Annotated in this window: 19 protein-coding genes; 9 read left to right on the plus strand and 10 right to left on the minus strand. The window is 66.3% G+C overall.

Translation table 11 applies throughout. From position 1 onward, the window contains the following. The first annotated feature begins 2 nt into the window (after positions 1-2). From ACFWHR_RS14725 to ACFWHR_RS14735, 3 genes are read left to right on the plus strand one after another with little or no spacing between them, the layout of a single operon-like run. The gene (locus tag ACFWHR_RS14725; RefSeq protein WP_382449064.1) at positions 3-332 is read left to right on the plus strand and encodes a hypothetical protein; all 330 of its coding nucleotides are present in this window, start codon (positions 3-5) and stop codon (positions 330-332) included. Further along, complete coding sequence (locus ACFWHR_RS14730) at positions 329-910, plus strand: DNA/RNA endonuclease G (RefSeq protein WP_382449065.1); 582 nt, start codon at positions 329-331, stop codon at positions 908-910. Before ACFWHR_RS14725 ends, ACFWHR_RS14730 begins: the two co-directional genes overlap by 4 nt. Continuing rightward, positions 907-1,521 carry a hypothetical protein gene (locus ACFWHR_RS14735; protein WP_382449066.1) on the plus strand — a complete coding sequence of 205 codons (615 nt, stop codon included), beginning with the start codon at positions 907-909 and terminating at the stop codon, positions 1,519-1,521. The genes ACFWHR_RS14730 and ACFWHR_RS14735 overlap by 4 nt, the downstream gene beginning before the upstream one ends. Before the next feature lie 54 nt (positions 1,522-1,575). Here the strand turns inward: ACFWHR_RS14735 and ACFWHR_RS14740 are convergent, their stop codons facing one another. The 3 genes from ACFWHR_RS14740 to ACFWHR_RS14750 all read right to left on the minus strand — a co-directional run bounded on the left by ACFWHR_RS14740 (position 1,576) and on the right by ACFWHR_RS14750 (position 4,612). Next, the gene (locus ACFWHR_RS14740) at positions 1,576-2,589 is read right to left on the minus strand and encodes a metalloregulator ArsR/SmtB family transcription factor (RefSeq protein ID WP_382449067.1); all 1,014 of its coding nucleotides are present in this window, start codon (positions 2,587-2,589) and stop codon (positions 1,576-1,578) included. Beyond that, a complete protein-coding gene (gene arsB / locus ACFWHR_RS14745) occupies positions 2,586-3,653 on the minus strand; it encodes an ACR3 family arsenite efflux transporter (protein ID WP_382449068.1) in 1,068 nt (355 codons plus the stop codon). The genes ACFWHR_RS14740 and arsB overlap by 4 nt, the downstream gene beginning before the upstream one ends. 161 nt (positions 3,654-3,814) lie before the next feature. Continuing rightward, positions 3,815-4,612 carry an alpha/beta hydrolase gene (locus tag ACFWHR_RS14750; protein WP_382449069.1) on the minus strand — a complete coding sequence of 266 codons (798 nt, stop codon included), beginning with the start codon at positions 4,610-4,612 and terminating at the stop codon, positions 3,815-3,817. 61 nt (positions 4,613-4,673) lie between these two features. On the opposite strand from ACFWHR_RS14750, the gene ACFWHR_RS14755 reads away from it, so the two are divergent. Beyond that, positions 4,674-5,519, plus strand: a complete 846-nt coding sequence (locus tag ACFWHR_RS14755; RefSeq protein WP_382449070.1) for a PhzF family phenazine biosynthesis protein — start codon at positions 4,674-4,676, stop codon at positions 5,517-5,519. A gap of 42 nt (positions 5,520-5,561) precedes the next feature. Here the strand turns inward: ACFWHR_RS14755 and ACFWHR_RS14760 are convergent, their stop codons facing one another. From ACFWHR_RS14760 to ACFWHR_RS14775, 4 genes are all read right to left on the minus strand, one after another. Then, positions 5,562-6,437: a DUF1295 domain-containing protein gene (locus ACFWHR_RS14760; RefSeq protein WP_382449071.1), complete on the minus strand. Its 876-nt coding sequence runs from the start codon at positions 6,435-6,437 to the stop codon at positions 5,562-5,564. Positions 6,438-6,470: 33 nt separating this feature from the next. Continuing rightward, positions 6,471-8,426: an AMP-dependent synthetase/ligase gene (locus tag ACFWHR_RS14765; protein WP_382449072.1), complete on the minus strand. Its 1,956-nt coding sequence runs from the start codon at positions 8,424-8,426 to the stop codon at positions 6,471-6,473. Positions 8,427-8,579: 153 nt separating this feature from the next. Continuing rightward, the gene (locus ACFWHR_RS14770; protein ID WP_382449073.1) at positions 8,580-9,380 is read right to left on the minus strand and encodes a nitroreductase family protein; all 801 of its coding nucleotides are present in this window, start codon (positions 9,378-9,380) and stop codon (positions 8,580-8,582) included. A 43-nt stretch (positions 9,381-9,423) separates the two neighbouring features. Beyond that, a complete protein-coding gene (locus ACFWHR_RS14775; protein ID WP_382449074.1) occupies positions 9,424-9,768 on the minus strand; it encodes a hypothetical protein in 345 nt (114 codons plus the stop codon). A 120-nt stretch (positions 9,769-9,888) separates the two neighbouring features. Between ACFWHR_RS14775 and ACFWHR_RS14780 the strand changes: the two genes are divergently transcribed. The 4 genes from ACFWHR_RS14780 to ACFWHR_RS14795 all read left to right on the plus strand — a co-directional run bounded on the left by ACFWHR_RS14780 (position 9,889) and on the right by ACFWHR_RS14795 (position 12,361). Next, complete coding sequence (locus ACFWHR_RS14780; protein WP_382449075.1) at positions 9,889-10,275, plus strand: hypothetical protein; 387 nt, start codon at positions 9,889-9,891, stop codon at positions 10,273-10,275. Positions 10,276-10,307: 32 nt separating this feature from the next. Further along, positions 10,308-10,967: a GNAT family N-acetyltransferase gene (locus ACFWHR_RS14785; RefSeq protein ID WP_382449076.1), complete on the plus strand. Its 660-nt coding sequence runs from the start codon at positions 10,308-10,310 to the stop codon at positions 10,965-10,967. A gap of 93 nt (positions 10,968-11,060) precedes the next feature. Further along, positions 11,061-11,612, plus strand: coding sequence for a TspO/MBR family protein (locus ACFWHR_RS14790; protein WP_382449077.1), 552 nt, complete (start codon positions 11,061-11,063; stop codon positions 11,610-11,612). 245 nt (positions 11,613-11,857) lie between these two features. Next, positions 11,858-12,361: a CarD family transcriptional regulator gene (locus tag ACFWHR_RS14795; RefSeq protein ID WP_382449078.1), complete on the plus strand. Its 504-nt coding sequence runs from the start codon at positions 11,858-11,860 to the stop codon at positions 12,359-12,361. A 740-nt stretch (positions 12,362-13,101) separates the two neighbouring features. On the opposite strand, the gene ACFWHR_RS14800 is transcribed toward ACFWHR_RS14795, so the two are convergent. Beyond that, positions 13,102-13,962, minus strand: coding sequence for an SDR family oxidoreductase (locus tag ACFWHR_RS14800; protein ID WP_382449079.1), 861 nt, complete (start codon positions 13,960-13,962; stop codon positions 13,102-13,104). Between the two features lie 157 nt (positions 13,963-14,119). On the opposite strand from ACFWHR_RS14800, the gene ACFWHR_RS14805 reads away from it, so the two are divergent. Further along, positions 14,120-14,485: a winged helix-turn-helix transcriptional regulator gene (locus ACFWHR_RS14805; protein ID WP_382449080.1), complete on the plus strand. Its 366-nt coding sequence runs from the start codon at positions 14,120-14,122 to the stop codon at positions 14,483-14,485. A gap of 6 nt (positions 14,486-14,491) precedes the next feature. Here the strand turns inward: ACFWHR_RS14805 and ACFWHR_RS14810 are convergent, their stop codons facing one another. After that, a complete protein-coding gene (locus ACFWHR_RS14810; RefSeq protein WP_382449081.1) occupies positions 14,492-15,331 on the minus strand; it encodes an aldo/keto reductase in 840 nt (279 codons plus the stop codon). A gap of 103 nt (positions 15,332-15,434) precedes the next feature. Next, positions 15,435-16,085, minus strand: coding sequence for a LysE family translocator (locus tag ACFWHR_RS14815; protein ID WP_382449082.1), 651 nt, complete (start codon positions 16,083-16,085; stop codon positions 15,435-15,437). Positions 16,086-16,172: the final 87 nt, after the last annotated feature.

The following is a 16,172-nucleotide window of genomic DNA, read 5'->3' on the forward strand; positions in this document are numbered from 1 at the left end:
CAGTGCGCGGGCGGATCGTTGTGCGAGACGCCGTTGTGCAGAAGGTCGCCGAGCACGTGGCCGCCACCGCGGTGCACGCGCCGCCGCGCCGCGTGCGTGTGTCGGTGGGCGGGTCGCCCGACGGGGTCATCGTGAATATCACGGCCCCAGTGCCGGTTCCGGCCCTCGACGACACCGAGGCCATCGCGGCGGCGACGTCGGTGCTCGACGCCGCGGCCAGCGTGCAGCGCGATGTGCAACAGCGATTGAGCAGTGCGCTCGGCCAAGACGTGATCCGAGTGAATCTCACGGTCAATGGTGCCTCGGCACCGCAGCGAAGGAGAGTGCGATGATGTCACCCGCACTGCGGCGCGTCGTGCGCCGCGAGACGCATTCGCCGCGCACCGTCGCCATGCTCGTCGTCGTGACGCTCGTCGTGCTGGCGCTCGCCTACACCGCGCTCGAGTTCGTACTGCACCTCAGTGGCCAGCCGCCACTGTTGCTCGACCCCGCGGAAACCTTCGGCTGGCTTGTCGCGCTCCCGGGATCCGACGCCGCCGGTGCGAGCACCGCCGCGGGCGTCGCTCTCGCCGTGATTGGCCTGATCCTCGTGATTCTCGCGATCACGCCCGGTCGTCTCGCGAAGCACGAAATTACCGACGAGGATCGCGCCATTGTCGTCGACAACGGCGTCATCGCGTCAGCGATAGCGCAGCACGTCAGCGACGAGCTCAATCTGCCTCGCGATCGGGTACGCGTCGGTGTCGGGCACCGCACCATCGATGTCGCCCTCACCCCGCACCTCGGCATTCCGATTGATCTCACCATCGCCCGCGACATCGTGCGTACCGAGGTCGAGTCGTATCGGCTGCGACCCGCAGCGCGCGTGGTGGTACGCACTCAGCAGGAGAACGTGGAGAAGATCGCATGAACCACACCAAACGCGGATTCAACCGCGTCATCCTGTGCCTGTTTGGCATCGTGCTGCTCGCCGCGGGCGGGCTGGTCATTGCAGCAACGACAGTTCCAGCTGTCGGCGAGGCTTGGCAGCAGACCGGCGAAGACAGCCGCACGTGGCTGGCGAACGCTGGGAAATCGACGGTTATCGCCGATGGTCCCGCGACCTGGCTCGGCGTGGGTATCGTCGCGGCGCTCGTCGTGCTGATCATCCTGCTCGTGGTGCTCGCCGCGCGCGCCGTTCGCGGTCGTCGTCGCATGCTATTGCACGGCACGAGCACCCAGAACGATCTCGGTCGCATCGCCGTCACAGAGGGCTTTGCCGCCGAAGCGCTCCTGGGCGCACTCACCTCGCGCGATGAAATTCTCGCGGCGAAGGTCACCGCCAACGATATTCAGGGCACGCCCGTGCTGCACGTCAGCGTCACGCCGCGGCAGAACACGTCACCGCTTCATGTCGCGCGCACCGTCGACCAGCTCGTGACGAACCTCGCCACCCTGACCGGCGTCGAGACCGCCGCGTTCACGTCGGTGCACTCCGGGCTGCGCTCAGCGCTCGCCCGCGATCAGCAGCGCGTCAGCTAGGTGTCGGGCGGGCAGTCGCGAGAGCGCGCCCGACGCCAGCGTCCGCGGGGGGCCTCAGTCCGTCGACACTGCGTCACCCCGCCCCGCCCCGAGTGACGCAATGAGAGTTCGCACCCGCACAGCGATGTCGTCTCGAATCGCCTCGACGCCCTTTGGTGAGGCGAGCGCGGGGTCAGCAACTGCCCAGTCCTCGTAGCGAACGCCCGGCACGATCGGGCAGACGTCACCGCAGCCCATCGTGACCACCACGTCGGCCGCGCGCACAGCGTCGTCGGTGAGCGGCTTCGGAAACGCGTGCTCGCCGCCCGCATCAAGCTCCGCGAGTACCGCGCGCACGCCGGGGTACACGTCGGCCGCGGGCACTGAACCCGCGGAACGCGCGACAACCCGACCCTCAGACAGCTGATGCGTGAGGGCGGCGGCGAGCTGGGAGCGGCCAGCGTTTGCGACGCACACGAACAGCACCTGCGGCGGGCCGGAATCCCGAGAGCGGGCAAGGTCTTCCAGGCGCTGCTGCGCGAAGCGCTCGGTGAGCGAGATCAGGTGCTGAGTGACCCTTGAGCTCCTGGCCAGCGACGTAAACGACTCTCGCACCAATCCGACAACCGCCTGCCGCGGGATATCTGCGTGTCGCTCCGCGAGTGCGTCCGCGAGGCGAGTCACGCGATCGTCGAGATCGACGATCTCCGGTCCGACTGGCGCTGTGACCATCTCTCCTTCGGTAACAGCGGTCGGCGCGAACACGTCAAGCAGGCTTGCTACGGCGGCGCGGCGCTCAGCGCGTACCCGGTACCACACCCAGGTGCCTCGTCGTTCGGCCTCAAGTAGACCAACGTCTTTGAGCACTTTCAGGTGGTGCGAGATCGTCGGTTGAGATACGTCGGCGAGGGCCGCGAGATCGCAGACGCACGACTCGCCCCTCGGGTCCGTCGCCACCGCCGACAGCATTCGCAGCCGAAGCGGATCGGCCAGCGCCTTGAACACCCCCGCGAGCAGCGCGGCGGGCTCGGCGTCCATCGCGTGCGAAGCGGCCGGGGCGCACACGGCGTCCGCAGCAACGGTCGTCATGCCGCACGCCCCTTCGCGACCGGAAGCGGTTCACCAAACGGATCAGTCTGAAACCAGGCTCGGGCGGCCCACAGAGAGACGTACACGAGTCCCACCAACACGGGCACCTCGATAAGCGGGCCGACAACGCCCGCGAGCGCTTGGCCGGAGGCGGCGCCAAACGTACCGATGGCCACCGCAATCGCAAGCTCAAAGTTGTTCCCCGCCGCAGTGAACGCGAGCGTCGTCGAGCGGGCGTATCCTAGGCCCAGCGCTTTTCCGAGGAGCAAACCGGCGAACCACATCAGCGCGAAATATGCGAGCAACGGCAGTGCTATTCGTGCCACATCGAGCGGGCGCCGCGTCATTGCCTCACCCTGCAGCGCGAACAACAACACGATCGTGAACAGCAGGCCGTACAGCGCCCACGGGCCGACCTTCGGAACGAACTTCTCTTCGTACCAGGCACGACCGCGACGCTTCTCGCCCAACCAGCGCGACGCGATTCCGGCGACGAGCGGAACCCCCAAAAACACCAGTACGTTCACGGCAATCTGCCCCATTGAGACGTCGAGCCCCTGCGAGTCGAGGCCGAGCCACCCCGGCAGCACGGTGAGATAGAACCAGCCGAGCACCGCGAACATGACCACCTGAAACACCGAGTTGATCGCAACCAGCACCGCGGCAGCCTCTCGGTCACCGCACGCGAGATCGTTCCAGATCACGACCATTGCGATGCACCGAGCAAGCCCCACGATGATGAGCCCGGTTCGATACTCGGGCAGGTCAGGCAGGAATACCCAGGCGAGTACAAACATCACCAGGGGGCCCACGACCCAGTTGAGCGCGAGTGACGAAACCAGCAGTTTCCTGTCGCCGGTCACCGCCGCAACTCTGTCGTACCGCACCTTCGCGAGCACCGGATACATCATCACGAGCAGCCCCAGCGCGATCGGCACGGAGATGCCGCCCACTTCCAGCCGAGCGAGCGCTCCCGAGAGTCCCGGTACGTATCGGCCCAGCACCAGCCCGGCGATCATCGCGAGCCCGATCCACACGGGCAGCCACCGGTCCAGCGTCGACATGCGTCGCAGGGCTGGCGCAGCAGCGTCCGGACCTTCTCTGAGTGACGATCTTTGCGGCGAAGGCTGTATCGACATACGTCTATATTGAGCTTTATCGAAACAAGTGGCAAATCATGTCTGTCGAGTCCCCGCGGCGCTCACGCGGCCGCAACCCGCGCTATTCAGTTGTCCTCAAGAAATCCGAGCAGCGCCTCTGTGATTTCTGACCTCGCCTCGTCGTCCGAAATGGTCGGCTCGCCATCACCCGACTGTTCGCCGTAGGCACCGAACTGGGCATGCACCCCGCCCTCTATCTCTACGAACTCAGTGTCGGCGGGCAGGTCGGCGACGGATGCCTGGATCTTCGCCGGGGTGGCAAGTCCATCGTTCGTGGCCGACACCGAGAGCACCTCAAGGTCGTCGCGATCGGCCAGTGCGTCATCCGCACAGTACGAAGCGAACAGCACGAGGCCGTTGACCTCCGCCATGTCACCATCGCCGCCGCCGTCCGCAGCGTACATGCAGGCTTTCACGCCACCCATGCTGTGGCCGCCAACGGCCCACGTGTCAGGATGCGGGGCGAGGCGCGTGAACTCGCTGAACTCGCGGGTCTCGAACAGCGGCAGATTGAGAAACGACTGCACGATCACCACTGTTTCACCCGCGGCGACCGCGTCGCGGAAGGTCGCAGCGTAGGCCTCGGGTTCGACCTTCGCGCCTGCGAAGAATACGAGGCCACGACCGTTCGCCCCTTCGGTCGGAGTCATCACCACCGCGCCGTCGACGTTGGCTATCTGCACTCGGTCGTCCTGCTGCACCGCGGAGAGCGCCTTCGGCTCTGCGGAATAGGTGGTGTTGGCCCAGATCACGAAGCCGCCAATTGCGAGCACGAGCACGGCGGCCAGAGTGATGCCCACAATTGCAAGCACGCGTCTCGCGCGTCGCCTCGGGCGCTTTGGCGCGATTGGTGTCTCAGTCATATCGTGCCGCCCGTCATTCGTTACTACAGAAACCGTATCCGGTCTCGGATACGCTGGCCAGATGAGTCGTACCGAGGTGACCACGGTGCACGTATTCTCCGACGGCCCGAACGGTGGAAACCCGGCGCCGATCGTGCTCGACGCCAGCGGCATGACCGACGATGATATGCAACGCGTCGCGCAGCGCTACGGACACGAGTGCGGCTTCGTGTTTCCCGCGAAGCCCGGAGACGACATCGATTTCTCGCTGCGGTTCTGGGTACCGACGCAAGAGATGAGCATGTGCGGTCACGTGACGCTCGGAGCCGTCTGGCTGCTGCAGCGGGGCGCCGCAACTCACGGTTCGCGGCTGCGCGTCGGCACGGCGAGTGGCGTGATCGACGCGCGAGTCTCGTTCAGCGGTGATGTCGAGATCGCGCAGCCCGCCGGGTCTAGCGCACCCGTCCCGCCCACCGCCGTGCCCGGGATCCTCGCGGCGCTCGGGCTCGCACCCGAGGACCTCGCAGACAGGCCAGTGCGCAACGCGAGCACCAGCCGCGTGAAGACGCTCGTCCCTGTGCGATCGACCGCGGTGCTCGACGCCATTGCGCCGAACTACGCGCTCGTGGCCGAAGCCTGCGCGGCGGCCGAATCCACGGGACTGTATCCGTACGCGGTAGCCGAACCGCTCGTGTTCGAGGCGCGCCAGTTTCCGCGCTCGTCGGGATACCCCGAAGACGCAGCGACCGGGATCGCGGCCGCCGCTCTGGTCTACGGCCTCATCGCCGACGGACTCGTCGACGGACTCAACCCAGGCTCCCGCGACACGCTTCACGTTCGCCAGGGCCGCGCGATGGGCAGCCCGTCCCTGATCACCGTGACCCTGCGTGATGAAGGCGGCGTCTGGCTCGGCGGCCAGGTGCGCTGAGCTGGCCATGCGCGCCGTGTCATCCAAGTACGCCGAGCGCCGCTACTTCCCGCGCAATCCCGGCACGAGCGCCGGGGTGCGTGCGCGGTACGCGCGGTACTCCGGATCATCGCCCCACTTGCGCTCCGCCTTTGCCTCGAGCAGCGGGATCCCACTCACCCGGGTCAGCAACACGATCACGAACACCGGCGAGAGCAGCGCGACCCACTGCCACCCCTGCAGCACGGGCGCCGCGACGATCAAGACCCCGATCCAGAGCAGAATCTCACCGAGGTAGTTGGGGTGCCGCACGACCGACCACAGCCCTGAGCGGATAAATCGCCCGGAGTTTGCCGGTTCGGCCTTGAAGCGGCTCTTCTGCAGGTCGGCCGTCACCTCGATACCGAAGCCAATCACCCAGACAGCGATCCCGATGAACGTCGTCCAGCCGAGCGGCGCCGAGTGCGCTGAGGTGATGGCGATCCACGCAGCAGCAGCGGTCAGACTGACCCACAACCCCTGCACACTCCACACCGAGAAGAAGCGCAGTTTCGAGGCCTTAATCTCTTCGAAGCGGTCGTCCCCACCCGAGCGCAGATTGCGCATGAACAGGAAGCTGCCGAGTCTCACCGCCCACACGACGACGAGCACGGTCAGAATGATGCTGCGTGCGTCTCGCTCAGGCGAGAGCGCGAGCAGCAGCACCGTGACTGCGATGTATGTCAGGCTCCCGGTGAGGTCAAAGTACCGGTCGGTCTGCGTCATCGCAGCGGGAACGAACGCGACCCACTGCACGATGAACGCCGCCGCGACTGCAATGGCGAATCCGGCGAACGGCCCGACGCTCCATCCCTGCTGGCTGCCAGCGAACGCGAGCAACCCGCTAAGCACGAGCGCTGCAACGATGAGAATCACCGAGCGTGATTTGGGCTCAGACATAGTTCGGTCCTGTTCTTGAGGTGCGCTGACCGGTTAGCGGTACAGCGAATCGATGATGGTCTCGCTCGCGGCGAGCAGCGCCTGGCGCTTCAGTTTCATGGTCGGAGTCACAAAGTCTTCGGAGACATCGGGGCCCAGCACAACACCGGCCCACGTTTGCACGCGCTCAGACGGCGACACCACAGCGTTTGCCTCGTCGACGGCGCTCGAAATCTCTTCGAGCAACCGGCCGTCCCGGCACTCAGACACACCCGCTGCCGACAGCGCCGCGGGCGGAGCATCGCCGCGCTGCGCGAACCACTCTCGCGTCGCCTCGGTATCGATGACGAGGAGCGCGGTGAGGTACGGCCGATCGGTGCCGACGAGCGCCGCGTGCGCGACGAGCGGATGCGTCTCGACGGCCTGCTCCCAGCTCTCGGGCGAAATGGTGCGCCCCGTAGAGGTCACGATGACGTGCTTCAGCCGACCGCGCAGCGTGAGCGCTCCATCGGCGTCGAGCGACCCAATGTCGCCGGTGCGGAAGTAGCCGTCGAAGAACACGCCGTCGTCATGCGCCGCATTGCGGTAGCCCGCGAACACGCCGACGCCCCGCGCGAGCACCTCGCCGTTTGGTGCGATGCGCACCTCGTTGCCGGGCAGCGGCGTACCCACGCTGCCCGCGACGAGGGCGCCTGGCCGGCCACCGGTGAGCGGGGCCGTCGTCTCGGTCAGGCCGTACCCCTCGATCACGGGAACGCCGATGCCGCGGAAAAACCGCGCGAGTTCTGGCCGCAGCGTGGCAGCGCCCGAGAGCAAGAAATCAACGCGGTCACCCATGACTGCGCGAAGTCGGCGGTAGAAGAGTCGGTCAAACAGCGCTCGGCGCAGGCGCAGGCCGAGGGGCGCGCGGGTCGAGGGGCGCTGATCCAGCGTTTCGAGGTGCGCCCCCCACTGCTCAGCGGAGCGCACCGCCGCCCGCCAGACGGGCGTGAGGTGCTTGGCGGCTGCGGCAGCAGCCGCAGCACCCTGGATCTTCTCGAGCACCCGCGGCACTACGACGAGGAAGGTGGGTCGCAGGATCGCGAGCGCCTGAACGACCTCCTTCGGGTCAGCCAGATGCGCGACGCGCATGCCGTTGGCGATACAGATGAGTTGCAGCGCGCGACCCAACACGTGGGTGAGCGGCAAGAAGAGGATCGTGTTGCCCGACTCCTGCACAACCTCCGAGTACGCCGCCGCGGTATTGAGCACCTGCCCCACAAGATTGCGGTGCGTGATCAGGGCGCCCTTCGGGTCGCCCGTCGTTCCAGAGGTGTAGACGATCGTGGCCACGTCGTCGAGCGTTGCCGTCATGCGTCGCGCTTCCAACTGGGCGTCGCTGACGTCCTCGCCCAGCTGCGCGAGGACGTGCAGACTGCGCCCGTGCCGCGATCCTGATGTGTCGTCTGTGACCTCGTCAGCGGATGAATCGAGCACCCACGACGCAATGTTGACACCGGCGGCCGACCCAGCGGCGCCGAGGCGAGCTGCGAACGCATCGCTCCCGACGAACGCAGCGACGGGACGCGCATCGGCAATGACGGACTCGAGTTGAGCCGTAGACGCAGTGTCATACACGGGCACGACGATGGCCCCCGCAAACAGGGCGGCGTGGTCAACCACCGCCCAAAGATACTGCGTCTGCGCCATGATCAGCACCGTGTCGCCCGCCTGCACGCCGCTCGCGATCAGGCCTCGCGCAAGCCCCTGCACCTCGCGGGTGAACTCGGCGGTGCTCACCTGGCGCCATGGATCTTCGAGCGAAGCACCCGGCGCGCGAGTCTCAAACGCGATGTGCGCTGGCGCGGTGCGAGCGCGCTTCATCAGCAGCTCAGTGACGTTGCGCGTCAGCGACAGATCAACAATGCTCGGCGTACTCGCCTCATTGCGCTCGCTGTCACCCGGCACCGCGTGAGAACCTGACCCGCGCTTCGGGTTCGTGCGATCGACCGTCGCGTCACGTTGAGACATCGTGGTGCACCGCTTCCCGGCTCCCTCGCTGAGCTAGTTACTCAGCAGCTAAGGCATTTACGACATTTGTATCACAGATCCTGTGTTACTTGCTTTGCGAAACATCTTCTTCGGCGGGGATGAGAGCTGGATCGGGTGCCAGCACCGCCGACCTCAGGGTGCGATATCGTCCCAGCCCTGCTGCGGAGTCGCACACGTCTCTCGGTAGACAAACTGCGACGGCGGGCGCCGCTCCCGGCTCGACCAGTCGATTTTTGGGCGCTGCTGGTCTTTCGGAACGTACCCCAACCGGTACAGCGCCATGAGCTCAAGGTGATCCGGCACATTGAGCAGCTTCGTCAGCCGCGCCCACTGCGCGGGTTCTTCCATCGGAAACGAGATGAACTGAATGCCCATACCGAGTTCGACCGTGGTCAACCAAATATTTTCGACCGCAGCACCCATGCTGAACTGGCAATAGAAGTCAGCGAGCGGATGCGCGGTCCGCTCCGCCCGATCGAGCATCACGCCGAAAATCAGCGGGGATCCGGCGACGAGTTTGCGGTTCTCCTCGCCGAGCGTCTGCGGCACGCGCAGCATGCGCATCATCGCGAGCCCGGAGGCGGTGAATACGGCCCGGGTGAACGGCCGAAGCGGCGCCGGCAGCTTGTCAAAGTACATGCCGGAGCGGTGCTCGGCCATCTCCTCTGCGCTGAACCTGAAGTGCCGCTTGTAGCGCGTGAAGAATGAACCCTCGCCGATCACTGACGTCATCGATTCACCGCTCACGCGAGCGATGGTCCCGATAGTTTCGCGATCCTCGATCACGACAAAGCGCCACGGCTGGCTATTGAACTGCGACGGCGCCGATGCGGCCGCCGAAATCAGCAGCCGCTGGTGCTCCTCAGACACGGGATCGGGCAAGAACGGCCCGTTCGTCGTACGCCGATTGAACAGTACGTCTTGAAATTCCACCGTCAGCCTCGAACTTTCTCGTCGATACATAGTGCGCCGGCCTTCACAGCGTCGCCGCCCAGAGCACGACAGCCGCAACGTACAGAGGTGCGGCCGCGAGCCCGATCGCGATGTGCGTACGCGGGGAGCGGCGAACCGGGCGCCCCATGAACGGCAGGAACGCGAGCGGCACGAGCGCGATACACAACACTGCCGCGCGCCAGGGCTGCTCGCCCGCCGCCACAGCGGCCACCGCGGTGAGCACGAGCGCGAGCAAGAAGACACGTCCGTGCCACACTCGCGGCACCTTTCGTCCCCGCAGGCTGAGCGTTCCGATCACCAGATTCATCGCGTATGCCGCGGCCGCGAGCGGCGTCCACGGGAGATCGATCCACGAAACATCGGTCATCGATCACGCTCCCCCCGGTAACATCGGCCAGCATCGGCCTCGTGCGCCAGCGTATACCTGGCACTCCCCCAAAAACACAACCGCCTGATGTTCCTCGCGATCGCGTGAAAGAGTCTGACCATGCGAACCATCACCTATGCCGGAGAGACCGTGACGACGACCGACGACGTCGCGGAGGCCCTGGTGAAACTCACGGCCGCGATCGCGAAGAATGGACGCGCCGAGGCCGTAAGAATCCCCATCATGACCGGCAACCAAGACGACGTCGACACTGCAGATCTCGTGATCGGAGTCGGCAACGATGTCCTGTCGCTGCCCGCCCCGTGGGAGGGCCGTGCGCAGCCGGATTTCTCGAAACAGGCGGGGGAACTGCGCGCGCACCCGAGCTATCCCAGACCGATCACTGGGGGTTCGCTGTCAGACGACGAACTGAGTTCGCGAGACTGGGAATTTGGGTTTGACAGTTTTGAGGCGCTTGAAGAGGGCGACCGCGATGCACGAGGGTGACCGCGGCTGACGTTGAGGCCGATAATAGACGGGTGACCACACCCACCCAGCGCCGTTCGCCCGAGCACGCCGAGCCGAAGCGCCTCGTGCGCACTGCGACGCTCGCCGACCTCGACCAGATGACCATCGCACTGACCGAGGCATTCTTCGACGATCCGGTGTGGGGGCCGACCTTCCCCGACCGCGACCGCCGCCGCGAGCAGGCTTCTGCCTACTGGCGCTTCGCCGCCACCGAGGCGCTTCGCTTCCCCGAGTCCGTGGTGGCTGTGGACCCCGAAGGGGCGGTCACGGCACTCGCCGTGTGGCTGCCGCCGGGCGCAGACGAGATCAGCGCCTCGTCGATCCCCGCCTACGACGCGCTCGTCGCGGATATTCTCGATCCCGAAGCCGCGGTCTCGCTGCACGCGGCCGGTCACGCATTTGAGACCGCTCGCCCGAGCGAACCGCACGCGTACCTCACGCTGCTCGCTGTCGCACCGGAGTTCGGTGGCCGCGGCGAGGGCATGCGGCTGCTGCGCGAGGTGCTGCGGCGCTACGACGCCGCGGGCACGCCCACCTATCTCGAGTCTTCGAACCCGGTCAACGACGTCAAGTACGAATCGCTCGGTTACCAGCCGCACGGCAGAGTGCGGCTCGCGGGCGGTGCCGAGGTGCAGACGTACTGGCGCGATCCGGAACCGCTTTCGGAGTAACCGGCGCGGGGCAACCCCCTGTCGTGGCGCGCGGTTCGGCGCGAGTATTGAGGTGATCACTGCTCGCCAAACCACGCCCGGGAGGTACCGCACGTGCACACCGAACCACGCCCCGATGTCATTGCCCGCGCCAAAGGACCGACGACACTTCGGCAGGTAATCGTCGCGATCGCCTTTGTGGTCATTGTCGCAGCGGTGGCGTTTGGCGGGTCACTCGCGTCGACCGGCAACGTCGACGGCTGGTACGCGAACGCTGAAAAGGTGCCGTGGGATCCGCCGAACGCGGTCTTCGGGCCGGTCTGGACGCTGCTGTATGCACTCATCGCCCTCGCGGGGTTTTTGATCTGGCGATCAGGGTTCCGCATGGGCGGCCCAAATGACGCGCGCCCCGCCCTCAGGCTCTTCGTCGTGCAACTGGTGCTGAACTCGCTGTGGACACCCGCGTTTTTCGCTGGCTACCCCGTGTTCGGTGCCGCCGCGTGGTGGGTCGCCGCGGTGATCATCATTGCGCTCATCATCGTCGTCATTGCGCTCGCGATTGCGGCGGCAAAATGGTCGCGGATCGCCAGCTGGATCATGGTGCCCTACCTGCTCTGGCTGTGCTTCGCGACCAGCCTGAACATCGGCATTATCGTGCTGAACTAACGCCGCGAGGTTTCGGGGCTGTCGCAGGAGTGACCGTCGATCCGTGTTGTGGGTCGGCTTCGAAACGGGGCATCATACTCCTTCCGATTGGGCAAAATCGCCATTTTAGGCTAAAATTGATGAGAAGTGCCACTTCGGAGGCCCGCGAACCGCATATTGCGGCGTTCGTGAGCACCGGCGCACTCGTCGATACCGCGAGGCATCCAGCCCGCGCGTTCGCACACGACATTGTCTGAGGAGATCATATGCAGCAGTCTCACGTCGTGGGACACACCCTCGTGTACCCGCACCACGGCGCGGTTACGATCACTGCGATCGAGGTGAAGAAGATCGGTGGCGTCGAGCGCACGTGGCTCACGCTGCAGCCACTGCTCAACGAACTTTCTATTCAGATCCCTGCAGATCAGCTCACCGAGATCGGTGTCCGCGAGCTCATCGACCGCGATGGCATTGAGTCGCTCATCCAGATCTTGCAGGAAGAGTTCACCGAGGAGCCGGGCAACTGGTCGCGCCGCTTCAAGGCTAACGGCGAGAAGCTCGCATCGGGCAGCGTTCACCGCGTTGGTGAGGTTGTTCGTGACCTGTGGCGTCGCAGCCAGGGCGCGAAGCTCTCGACCGGCGAAAAGGCCATGTACCAGCGTGCAAGCGGCATCCTCGTCACCGAGTTCGCCCTCGCCCGCGGTATCGCCGAGGCCGACGCCTATGACGAGGTCGAGCGCATCCTCGCCGGCGAGAAGATCGCCGTCTGAGTTTCTCTTGGCCGCGTTTCGCGGTCTGAGGCTCGCGCAACCGCGTTTCGCGGTCTGAGGTTTTCGCAACCGCGTTCTTGACGAGCGGGGTCTGCACACGGAATACCGTGCGCAGACCCCGCTCGTTTTGCGTGTGCTGCCTGGTTCGCGTGGCTTGACGCCGCCCTTGCTCAGGGCCGAGCCCCGCGCTCGTTGCCGAGCCCCGCTTACGCCGCCGAACCCCTATCGAGATCGCGCTACTACGCAAGGGGCTCGGCGATAAGATAGGGGCTCGGCGACAGAGAGCCCGGCGGCGGGCTCGACGCCAGCGGGCTCGGCGACTGAGAGCCCGGCGGCGGGCCCTACGACAGAGGCGCGCCCGCCGAGCCCCTGCCCCAGCGCCGAGTCCCTCGCTCGATGCCCAACCGCTTGCCAGAGGCTAGGCGCTCTGCCCGAGGCGAGCTCCACGTACGCCGCCGAACCCCTTGCTCGATGCCGAACCCCTCGCTCTATGCCGAGTCCCTATCGAGATCGCGCTACTACGTAAGTGGCTCGGCGATAAGAGAGGGGCTCGGCGACAGAGATCCCGGCGACGGCGGGCTCGACGCCAGCGGGCCCGACGACAGCTAGCCCGGCGGCGGGCCCGACGACAGAGAGCCCGGCGGCGGGCTCGACGACAGCTAGCCCAGCGCCAGAGGCCCGACCACCGTGGATCCGGCCGCAGCGCGCGCCCGCCGAGCCTCCACTCCGGCGCCGAGACGCTACGCAGCGGCGTGGGCGGCGCGGAGCGCCTCGACCAGCGGGGTCGTGTCTCGTCCGATAAGTTCGCTCAGCGTCGGGTCTTCGACGTCGAGATCGCCTGCGGCGATCCCTGCATCGAGCGCCACCAAGAACCCGATAGTGCCCGCGTCGAGGCCGGCCCCGGTCAGGGCCGCCTGCAGCTCCTCGGCGGAAACATCCTGGTGCACAACCTCGCGACCCAGCACCTCACCGAGCGCCGCGGCGATCTCGTCGTAAGTCACGGGCGTGCCCGCGAGTTCGTACGTCTTGCCAATGTGGGAGTCGCCGATTAGCGCGACCGCAGCCGCCTCAGCGTAGTCAGCCCGGGCGGCAGCCGAGACGCGACCGCCGTGCGTCGCTGAGAGCAGCACACCGGTGGCGTCGGCCTGTGCGAGATTCGCCGCGTAGTTCTCGGCGTACCAGTCGTTGCGCAGAATCGTCGCGGGCAGACCCGACTCAGCAATGGCCCGCTCGGTGGCGAGGTGCTCCGCCGCGAGCGGCAGCGAGCTACCCTCAATCTTCGCGAGGCTCGTGTAGGCAAGCTGGTCGACTCCGGCGCGCTTCGCCGCCTCGACGACGGTGCGGTGCTGCGCCTCGCGTTTGCCGACCTCGCTGCCCGAAATAAGCAGCACCCGGTCGACGCCTGCGAAGGCCGCATCAACCGTCTCGGGAGCGTCGTAGTCGAGCGGCACGACGGTGATGCCGCGCTCGGCAAGATCCGCGGCCCGTGCCGGAGTGCGTGCACCCGCAACAATCTCGCTCGGGGCGACGCCGCGTGCGAGCAGCGAGTCGATGACGAGACGGCCGAGTGCGCCGTTTGCGGCAGTGATGAGGAGCGTCATGGTGAGTCCTTTCGAGAGGAAACGGGGGAGAGCCGGGCGGATCTCCGGAATGGTTCCGGGAGAATCCAGTTCGCTTCGGCTTCGAGGAGTGCAGCGGACGCTCACCCCGAAACATTCCCTCGCACCAGTACCCACTTTCCGGTAAGGTACTACCCAAATGGTTAGTTATGCTGAATTACGCGAGAACGGGGTGTTCGCTCCGGCGTGCTCAACGCGCGTCGTACTCGATCACGTCATGAGCCGGTGGGGTGTGCTCGTGCTGTGGACGTTATCCGACGGCACTCGGCGGTGGAGCGAGTTGCGCCGCGAGGTCGAGGGCATTAGCGAGAAGATGCTCGGGTCGACGTTGCGGCAGCTCGTCGCAGACGGCATCGTTCACCGCGAGTCCCTCCCGACTGTGCCACCGCACGTCGAATACTCCCTCACCGAGCGCGGCAACGACCTCATGGCGCGCATGCTGCCACTGATCGAGTGGATCGCAGTGCGCGCCGACGACATCATCGGGCGAGAGCCAGCGGCGTAACCGGAGCTACATCTCCTCGTGCGTCGCCGGGTCGGCGTCGAACAATCGCCCATCAGGACGACCGAGCCCCGTGATCGCGGCAACCTCGGCCTCGTCAAGCGTAATTTCGGTGGCGGCGAGATTCGCGCGCTGACGCTCAGGGCTCTGAGATCGCGGAATCGCGACGACACCCCTCGCCACGTGCCAGGCGAGGATGACCTGCACCGGCGTGCAGTCGTGCGCCCGCGCGATCTCGAGCACGACGGGTTCCTCCGTCACCGCGCCGGCGCGCCCGATCGGGCTCCACGCCTCCGTGATAATGCCCAGCTCGCGGTGCAGCGCGACAGCCTCCTCCTGCGGGAAGTACGGGTGCACTTCGAGCTGATTGACGACGGGTCGCACGCCGGTCTCCCGCTCGATGCGGTCGAGGTGCTCTGGCAAGAAGTTCGAGACGCCGATCTGGTCAACGACACCGCGCTCGCGGGCATCTACGAGCCCTTGCCAGGCTTCGACGTACAGTTCACGTGACGGGTTCGGCCAGTGAATGAGGTGCAGCCCGATCGAGTCGACGCCGAGCCGGGCGCGGCTCTCTTCGATGCTCGTGCGGTTCGCGGGCGACTCGTGGTGACGCCCTGGCAGTTTCGAGGTCACGATCACGCCGTCGGCCTGCGAGCCCGCGAGCTGAATGCCGCGGCCCACGGCCCCCTCATTCTCATAGTTGAAGGCGGTGTCGAGCAGGCGATACCCTGACGCGATCGCGCCGGAAACCATCTCAGCTCCCGCGTCACCGTTCAGTCGATACGTGCCCAGACCGATGGGCGGGAGGGTGAATCCGTTGTGTGCGGTGAACGGCTCGTACGCTGCCATGGTGCTCCTTCGCTAGTCGCGGATACGCGTGCTTCTTGTCTAGCACTGTCACGCACCATCGCGCACGCGCGTCGCTCACACGAGCGCGCAGAGACAGCGTTGACTAGGCGAGGAACTTGGCACGCGTGTCGAACGCGAGCTTGATGCCGAAGATCACCAGGAACGATCCCGCGGCGCGATCGACGATGCGCAGCGCACGCGCGTTCGAGAGCCACCGCCGCGCGACGGTCGCCGCCCCGATGATCAGGGCGAACCACACCATGCCGATCAGGTTGTGCACCCCGGCGAGTAACAGCCCGCCCTCGAGCGGCGGCATCCCGGCCGGGATGAACTGCGGAATCGTCGCGATGTAGAAGACGCCAACCTTCGGGTTCAACAGATTCGTCGACACGCCAGCAGCGAAGGATCGCCACGGCGACACCGCCTGAGACGTCTCGGCGAGCGCGAGTTCGTGCGATCCGCCACGAAAGCTCTGCACGATCAGATTCACGCCGAGATACAGCAGATAGGCCGTTCCCGCCGCCGCGACGACGAGGTAGGCGGTGCGCGAGGCGGCGAGCAGCGCGGTGGCGCCGAGAGCCGCGGCTGCTCCCCAGGCGAGCGACCCGGCACCGACGCCGAGGGCCGTGCTGATCGCGTGACGCGGGCCGCGGGTGAGCGCCGCCCGCAACACGAGCGTCGTATCGATGCCCGGGATCACGGTCAGCACGGCGGCGACCGCCGCGAACCCCAACAACGCCTGCACAACAGTCATACCCAAACCCTACAGATCGCAGCGCCCGCCCCCACCCATCCCACCACCCACCTCACCCCCCCCCACCAAACCCCGAGCGGGGTAACT

Origin of the sequence: Leucobacter sp. NPDC058333, assembly GCF_042726155.1 — a bacterium.
In the GTDB taxonomy this organism is placed as follows: domain Bacteria; phylum Actinomycetota; class Actinomycetes; order Actinomycetales; family Microbacteriaceae; genus Leucobacter.

Coding starts and splice junctions, on each gene's coding strand:
- ACFWHR_RS14810 (WP_382449081.1), bottom strand. CDS start 15,331: ATGGCAGCGTACGAGCCGTTCACCGCACACAACGGATTCACCCTCCCG.
- ACFWHR_RS14735 (WP_382449066.1), top strand. CDS start 907: ATGAACCACACCAAACGCGGATTCAACCGCGTCATCCTGTGCCTGTTT.
- ACFWHR_RS14805 (WP_382449080.1), top strand. CDS start 14,120: ATGGTTAGTTATGCTGAATTACGCGAGAACGGGGTGTTCGCTCCGGCG.
- ACFWHR_RS14730 (WP_382449065.1), top strand. CDS start 329: ATGATGTCACCCGCACTGCGGCGCGTCGTGCGCCGCGAGACGCATTCG.
- ACFWHR_RS14775 (WP_382449074.1), bottom strand. CDS start 9,768: ATGACCGATGTTTCGTGGATCGATCTCCCGTGGACGCCGCTCGCGGCC.
- ACFWHR_RS14795 (WP_382449078.1), top strand. CDS start 11,858: ATGCAGCAGTCTCACGTCGTGGGACACACCCTCGTGTACCCGCACCAC.
- ACFWHR_RS14760 (WP_382449071.1), bottom strand. CDS start 6,437: ATGTCTGAGCCCAAATCACGCTCGGTGATTCTCATCGTTGCAGCGCTC.
- arsB (WP_382449068.1), bottom strand. CDS start 3,653: ATGTCGACGCTGGACCGGTGGCTGCCCGTGTGGATCGGGCTCGCGATG.
- ACFWHR_RS14780 (WP_382449075.1), top strand. CDS start 9,889: ATGCGAACCATCACCTATGCCGGAGAGACCGTGACGACGACCGACGAC.
- ACFWHR_RS14750 (WP_382449069.1), bottom strand. CDS start 4,612: ATGACTGAGACACCAATCGCGCCAAAGCGCCCGAGGCGACGCGCGAGA.
- ACFWHR_RS14800 (WP_382449079.1), bottom strand. CDS start 13,962: ATGACGCTCCTCATCACTGCCGCAAACGGCGCACTCGGCCGTCTCGTC.
- ACFWHR_RS14755 (WP_382449070.1), top strand. CDS start 4,674: ATGAGTCGTACCGAGGTGACCACGGTGCACGTATTCTCCGACGGCCCG.
- ACFWHR_RS14815 (WP_382449082.1), bottom strand. CDS start 16,085: ATGACTGTTGTGCAGGCGTTGTTGGGGTTCGCGGCGGTCGCCGCCGTG.
- ACFWHR_RS14740 (WP_382449067.1), bottom strand. CDS start 2,589: ATGACGACCGTTGCTGCGGACGCCGTGTGCGCCCCGGCCGCTTCGCAC.
- ACFWHR_RS14765 (WP_382449072.1), bottom strand. CDS start 8,426: ATGTCTCAACGTGACGCGACGGTCGATCGCACGAACCCGAAGCGCGGG.